The sequence below is a fragment of the Micromonospora globispora genome (assembly GCF_003857015.1).
In the GTDB taxonomy this organism is placed as follows: domain Bacteria; phylum Actinomycetota; class Actinomycetes; order Mycobacteriales; family Micromonosporaceae; genus Micromonospora; species Micromonospora globispora.
Genome location: NZ_QGGF01000103.1, coordinates 1 through 6,589, shown reverse-complemented (window position 1 = coordinate 6,589; position 6,589 = coordinate 1). Strand labels below are relative to the sequence as shown.

The following is a 6,589-nucleotide window of genomic DNA, read 5'->3' as shown; positions in this document are numbered from 1 at the left end:
GGGTGTCCTTCTTGTCGAAGTCGATCCCGCGCAGGTCGAGCACGGCGTCGCCGGTGACCGCGCCGCTGCCCCCCACCGGGTACCGGGAGCCGTTCGCGCCCCGCGGCCCGTACGCCGGGCCGTACCCGCCGACGCCCGCACCCACCGCGCCCCCGGTTCGGGCGCCGAAGCGACCGAAGGAACGGTCGGCACTTGGCGCGGTGACCTTCTCGCTGATCTTCCTGGCGCTGGGCGTGGTCGCCGTCCTCGACCTGCTGGACGTCTTTTCCGTCGGGGCCGCCGGCTACTTCGCCGCGGCGCTGGCAACGATCGGGCTCGGGCTGCTGGTGGGCACGTGGTTCGGTCGGGCCCGCTGGTTGATCGCACTCGGCCTGGTGACCGCGGCGGCGCTCGGCGTCGCCACCGTCGCCGAGTCCTACGACCGGGTACGCGGCGTCGACGGCAACGTCACCTGGGCCCCCACCGACTACCGCGACCTGGCCACCCGGTACGAGAACAACTTCGGCGACGCCGTGCTCGACCTGCGCGGGATCGACTTCGACAAGAAGGACACCCAGATCACCGTGGCCATCAACCTCGGCAAGGCGACCGTGGTGGTACCGCCGAACGTCGACGTCACCACGGTGGCCGACGTGAACGCCGGCGACGCCACCATCTTCGGCCAGCACTCCGGCGGGCTGGACGGCAGGCTGCGGGAGAGCACCGACGTCGGCCCGGACGGGCCCGGTGGCGGCACCCTGCGCCTCTACATCCACGTCAACGCCGGCAACCTGGAGGTGACCCGGTGAAGGCCCACCGCACGGACATCGTCTCGTTCGCCTTCGGGCTGGTCTTCCTCGCCCTCTCCCTCTGGTGGCTGCTCGCCCGGATCCTCGGGCTCACCCTGCCGCCGGTGGGCTGGTTCCTGGCCGGCGCGCTCATCCTGATCGGAGTGCTGGGCCTGGTCGGCGCACTGCGCTCCGGGCGGCACGCCGACCGGGAGGCTCCCGCCGCCGCCACGGACACCGAGACCACCGTGTCGGCGCCGTACGAGGAGGGCGCCCGGCCGTGGGTGGGGCCGCCGGCAGCCGAGGCCGACGAGTGGCCCACGGACGCGATGGCCGACATCCCGGTCGGGGCGACCCAGGACCGCCCGGTCAGCGGCACTGGGGGCGACCCGCACTGGTCGCCGTCCGCCCCGCCGGACGAGCGGGCGGGCGGCGACACCGAGCCGGCGATCCGGGAGCAGCCGACCCTCGGCGACGACACCGAACCGGCGACGCGGGAGCAGCCGACCCTCGGCGACGAGCCGGGCCGGATGACGGGTCCGCCGACCAGGGAGGACCGGCCGACAGGCTGACCGCGGCGGTGCGGGGCTGGGGCGGCGACGCCTATGCTGGCTGGTGGAGATCTCGCCTCCGCAGGCCGGCCCACGCCGTGGGGCCCCGGCCGCGGCCGGGCCGCCGGGTTCCGCCCGGGCCGGCAGCCGTGGTCGCCGAGCCCGGGCCGCGGCCCAGCCGACCAGGTCGCTGTGGCGGTCCCGCCGCGATGTACGCCTCTACCTCGTCAGGAGCCCGTCCGACATGACCCAGTCACCCGCCGTGCGCACCCCCGGCCCGTCCGGTCCGGTCCGCATCGGCGAGCGCGCCGCCCGTACCCTCGTCGCCGAGCTCGCCCGGCGAAACGACCCGAAGGCCGCCCTGCTGGTCGGCGCGGCACCGGAGTCCGCGGTGCTGGCCGCGGCGGTCGAGGCGCTGCTCCCCGGCGACCGACTCACCGTCGTGCCGGCGGAGGGGTCGTCCGCCGCCGCGCTCCGCGACCACGTGTCGGCCCAGGGGCGGTGGGTCGCCGACCGGGTCCGGGTGGCCGACACCCTGGCGGAGGCGGACGCCGCCGAGGTGGTCATCGCCGCCGACCCGTTCACCGGCACCGCCGACGAGGCCCGCGTGGCGGTGGACGGGCTCGCCAAGTACCTCGCCGACGGCGCGGTGCTGAGCGTGGCCACGCCGGTCTTCCGGACCGAGGGCGCCGCCGCCGAGCTGGACCGGCAGAGCGTGCTGCACGGCGTCCGGACCGATCTGGTGCTGCGCAACTCGCCGCCGGTCCGGGTGCACCACCTCCGCTTCACGCCGGCCAGCGCCGCGGTGGCCGCCCGGCTCTCCCCGGCGTACCGGCCGTCAAGCGTGCCGCTGACCCGGACCATGCACATCGACTCCAACGGGGTCGCCGCGGCCGGCATCACCCTCGGGCTGGCCGCGCTGGCCCGGGTGACCCGGCCGAAGTCGAAGCTCTGGCTGCTCCCGGCGCTGGCCGCGGCCCCGGTGGCCGCCTTCTTCCGCGACCCCGAGCGGGACGTCCCGGAGGACCCGTCGGCCGTGGTCGCCGCCGCCGACGGCCAGGTCCTCTCGGTCCAGCGGCTGCACGACGAGCGCTTCGGCGAGGGCGAGTGGCTGCGGATCGCGGTCTTCCTCTCCGTGCTGGACGTGCATGTCAACCGCGCCCCGGTCGCCGGGAAGGTGGTCGACTACTTCGTCGCCGACGGCGGCTTCGTCAACGCGATGAAGCCGGACGCCGAGCACAACGTGGCGGCGTACACGGTGCTGGAAACCGACCACGGCACGGTGGTGGTCGCGCAGCGCACCGGCCTGATCGCCCGGCGGATCGTGCAGCGGGCGCCGGTCGGGGCGCTGCTGGCCAGGGGCGAGCGGTTCGGGCTGATCCGGTTCGGCTCGCGCACCGACGTCTACCTTCCGGTGGACGCCGCCGAGCCGCTGGTCGGCCCGGGCGACAAGGTGGTCGGCGGCTCGACCGTCATCGCCCGCTGGGTCTGAGCCGACAGACGCGAGAAGGGGCGCCGCGGTCGCGGCGCCCCTTCTGCGTACGTGGAGTGGATCAGGCGGTACGGCGCTGGTGCAGCCAGAGCAGCGGGCCGCTGACCAGGTAACCCACCACCACCAGGGCGAAGGTGAGCCGGATGTCGATCAGCGCGCCGACCACCGGGGCCAGCCAGAGCCACGGCGGCAGCTTCACCAGCCGGGCCAGCTTGGCGTACGGGAAGCTGGAGACCATCGTGAAGGCGAGCAGCGCCACCGCGGCGACCATCACCAGGCCGGGGACGGGCAGGCCGATCGCCACCGTCAGGGCCAGCACGGCCGCCGCCATGGTGGTCGGTACGCCGCAGAAGAACCGGCCGTCCTTCGGCGAGACGTTGAACCGGGCGAGCCGGATCGCGGCACAGGCCGCGACGAGAGCGCAGGCCACCGCGGCGGCCCCCGGCGGCACCGAGCCGGCCAGTGAGGCATAGACCACCACCGGTGCGGCCAGGCCGAAGGAGCACATGTCGGCCAGCGAGTCCATCTGGGCGCCGAACGGGCTGGCCACGCCGAGCTTGCGGGCCAGCGCGCCGTCGAGGCCGTCGAAGGCGACGCAGGCGATCAGGCAGAGCGCCGCGATCCGGACCTCGCCCTGCATGGCCAGGAAGATGGCCAGCATGCCGAGCATCAGGCTGCTCAGGGTGCAGGCGTTGACCAGGGCGAACTTCATCCGACGCGCGGCAGTGCGCTCACCCGGCAGCAGCGGGATGGACATCGACGGCGTGTCGTCCACCGGCGCCGTCGGGGGCAGAGCCGGGCTGACCGGCATCACCGCGTCGACCTCGGCCCGGTCGAACCGGTTGCGGCCGTAGCGACGGCGCTGCCGGTCGGCGTAGCGGTGGTCGGGAACGACCAGGTCGGCGCCGACGACGGTGTCGCCGTCACGGCGACCCACCCGGACCAGCAGCACCTGGCGGGCGAACGTGCTGCTGCGGCGCAACCGGCCCGCCCAGCGACGCCCTGCGGGGCGCGGACTGTCAGTCGTACGACGCCGGCGCCATGGGGCTCTCGGCACGTTTCCTCCATCACCGGATCGGCTTACCGCCACGGGGCGGGCGTCCGGCTGTCTCGTGCCGGACCGTTTCTGGCCCGGCAGCCGTTTGCGGAGTACACCATTGCATAAGGGGACGGGGCTTGGCGATAGCTGCCGGCGGTACTTATATCTCCGTTAACCCGCGCGAACCGCTCTCTTATTCCCATCTCGGGCTTCATCGCCCGTTTATCCACCAACCCCGACTCTCGACTGTACCGGAGGCGGCCAGGTTCGGCGCGGCGAGTGGGTGCTACCTACCCGGACGTACGGTTGCCCGGGCCGCGACGTCGGTCAACCTCAGCCCGCCGACCTGCTCCTGGGCGAACCAGGCGGCCCGCGCGGTGGAGCCGCCCGCCAGCTCCGTCACCACCGCCTCGGTGGGCACGTCCACCCGAACCCGGTAGATCACCCGGACGCTGTGCCAGTCCAGCGGGCGCCCCTCCGGGCCGAGCGCGGCCGGGTTGTGCAGGTTGTCCACCGCCATCAGGTCGACCACCCGGCCGAGCTGGCCGGCCTCCTCGACAAGCTCACGGAGCAGCCCGGCGGCCGGCTGCTCCCCGTGATCGGTGCCACCGCCGGGCAGGTGCCACTTCCCGGCGCCCGGGTACCCGTCCGCGATCATGGTCAACAGCACCCGCCCGGCCGGATCGGTCACCAGCCCGTACGCGGCGAACCGCTGCCGCCGGTCGGTGGAGAGCGGCGCGAACGCACCCCGAGTGGTGGGCTCGGGCAGGGGGTCGACCGGCAGGCCGAGCAGCTCGGCGGTGAACGGCAACAGCGGCAGCTCGGCCGCCTCGTCGAGAGTGCACCAGCGGGCCAGGTCGGTGGTGGCGTCCGTCTCGTCCCGGAGCGTCCCTCCGACGGGTGTGACGTCGAAGATGACCCGGTCGGTGTGCAGCGCGACCCCGAGGTCGGGGTACCGCGTCACATCCGACACGGCGGCCCGCACCCCGGCCACCTCCACGGCGATGCCGGTCTCCTCGGCGAGCTCGCGGACCACCGCCGCCTCGGGATGCTCGGCGTGCCGGAGCCCGCCGCCCGGCAGCTGCCAGACCCCGGGGAAGTCCGCCGCGGCCGACCCGCGAACGAGCAGCACCCGCCCGTCCTCCCGGCACAGCCCGTACGCCCCGATCCGCCGCCGCTCCTCCACCAGCCCTCGCCTCCCGTTCCCCGGCCCGCCTGACCGTTCCGTCGATCATGAACCTATTGCCCGTTGCAGCGGCGTGGCGTGGCAATAACTTCATGAACACCGGAAAAACCGGCGGGCGGGGCGGGAAGGGTGGGGACGGGGGTCAGATGAGGTGGGCGGCGTGGACGGCTTCGGCAGTGACCTCGGTGAGGCGGTCGGTGGGGAGGGCGCCCAGCTCCTCGCGGCGGAACCAGCGGGCCTCACAGGTGGAACCGCCGACGTCGGCCACGGTGGGCGGCGCCGGCTGGTCGACGACGACGCGGTAGAAGGCGCGCACCCCGTGCCAGTCGATCGGGTAGCCCTCGGGGCCGAGCGAGGCGGCGTCCCGGTGGCTGGCCACCCCGAGCAGCTCGACCAGGCGGCCGGTCTGCCCGGTCTCCTCGACCAGCTCCCGGATCAACGCCGCGCCCGGCTGCTCGCCGTAGTCCGTGCCGCCGCCCGGCAGGTGCCAGCAGCCGGCCCCCGGGTACCCGTCGGACACCCGGGTGAGCAGCACCCGCTCCTCCGGGTCGGTGACCACGGCGTACGCGGCGAAGCGCTGCGCCCGGTGCAGGCCGTCCGGGCCGGGGACGGCGTAGAAGGAGGGGAACTCGGGGACCTCCTCCGGCACCACGTCGGCCGAGGAGGTGGGGAGCCCCAGGGCACGCGCGGCGAACGACCGCAGCGGCAGCTCCCGGGCCTCCTCCGGGGTGAACCAGCGGGCCAGATCGGTCGGGCGGTCGACCCGGTCGGTCAACGTGCCGCCCCGGACCGCGACGGTGTAGAGGAGGCGGTCGGTGTGGATGGTGATGCCCCGGTCGGGCAGCGCCCGCATGTCGGCGAGCACGTCCCGGAGCCCGGAGACGGCGACCGAGAGCCCGGTCTCCGCCGCGGTCTCCCGGACGACGGTGTGGTTGGGATCCTCACCGTGGTCGACCGCCCCGCCAGGCAACGACCACGTGCCGGGGGTGCCGGAGCGCTGCGATGCGCGGACCAGCAATACGCGGCCGTCTGAATCAGCACAAACTCCATATGCCGCGATCCTGCGGAGCGGCTCCAGCAAGGTGGTCACGGGTGGAAATTCTCCCCCGCTGCGGTTACGTCCATCGAAAAGAGTCAGATTCCTGACTCTTCCCTGGCGCCTCAGGGATCGATCAGGGTAGGAGTCCGGGCGGTCACTGAGGTCGCCCGCCCTCCGGCGCGGGACCGTGGAGACATGACGTTCACCAGCACCCCTCAGACCCCGTACCGGCAGCTCCGGCGACCGACCACCGACCGCATGGTGGCCGGCGTCGCCAGCGGCCTCGGCCGCTACTTCGCCGTCGACCCCACCCTGGTCCGGGTGATCTTCGCCGTCGTCACGCTGGCCACCGGCGGGCTCGCCGCGATCGCGTACCCGATCATGTGGTTCCTGATGCCCGAGGAGCCGGCGGGCGCACCCGCCGGCTCCTCGGGCATCAGGAACCACATGATCGGGTACGCGATCGCGGCGAGCCCGCCGGTGGCCAGCGTGACGACGGCGAAGATCACCCGGAC

At 74.0% G+C, this 6,589-nt stretch carries 5 protein-coding genes and 3 pseudogenes; 4 read left to right on the top strand and 4 right to left on the bottom strand.

What is annotated here, in order from left to right:
- From DKL51_RS03830 to DKL51_RS03820, 3 genes and pseudogenes are all read left to right on the top strand, one after another.
- Window positions 1–788: LiaF domain-containing protein (locus tag DKL51_RS03830; RefSeq protein WP_221623125.1), on the top strand; the 788-nt coding region annotated here is incomplete at its 5' end.
- Window positions 785–1,021: pseudogene (locus DKL51_RS03825) on the top strand (hypothetical protein); the annotation flags it as partial. The gene DKL51_RS03830 and the pseudogene DKL51_RS03825, both read left to right, overlap by 4 nt.
- Before the next feature lie 541 nt (window positions 1,022–1,562).
- Window positions 1,563–2,810, top strand: coding sequence for a phosphatidylserine decarboxylase (locus DKL51_RS03820; protein WP_109946348.1), 1,248 nt, complete (start codon window positions 1,563–1,565; stop codon window positions 2,808–2,810).
- Between the two features lie 61 nt (window positions 2,811–2,871).
- On the opposite strand, the gene DKL51_RS03815 is transcribed toward DKL51_RS03820, so the two are convergent.
- The 3 genes from DKL51_RS03815 to DKL51_RS03805 all read right to left on the bottom strand — a co-directional run bounded on the left by DKL51_RS03815 (window position 2,872) and on the right by DKL51_RS03805 (window position 6,125).
- Window positions 2,872–3,792, bottom strand: a complete 921-nt coding sequence (locus DKL51_RS03815) for a CDP-alcohol phosphatidyltransferase family protein (RefSeq protein WP_109946347.1) — start codon at window positions 3,790–3,792, stop codon at window positions 2,872–2,874.
- Between the two features lie 343 nt (window positions 3,793–4,135).
- Window positions 4,136–5,035: an NUDIX hydrolase gene (locus DKL51_RS03810; protein ID WP_109946346.1), complete on the bottom strand. Its 900-nt coding sequence runs from the start codon at window positions 5,033–5,035 to the stop codon at window positions 4,136–4,138.
- A gap of 142 nt (window positions 5,036–5,177) precedes the next feature.
- Window positions 5,178–6,125 (bottom strand): NUDIX hydrolase, encoded by a 948-nt coding sequence (locus DKL51_RS03805; RefSeq protein WP_109946345.1) that lies wholly within the window; start codon window positions 6,123–6,125, stop codon window positions 5,178–5,180.
- Between the two features lie 144 nt (window positions 6,126–6,269).
- On the opposite strand from DKL51_RS03805, the pseudogene DKL51_RS36865 reads away from it, so the two are divergent.
- Window positions 6,270–6,497: pseudogene (locus DKL51_RS36865) on the top strand (PspC domain-containing protein); the annotation flags it as partial.
- 41 nt (window positions 6,498–6,538) lie between these two features.
- On the opposite strand, the pseudogene DKL51_RS37395 reads toward DKL51_RS36865, so the two are convergent.
- Window positions 6,539–6,583 (bottom strand): annotated as a pseudogene (locus tag DKL51_RS37395) (hypothetical protein); the annotation flags it as partial.
- Between the last annotated feature and the right edge of the window lie 6 nt (window positions 6,584–6,589).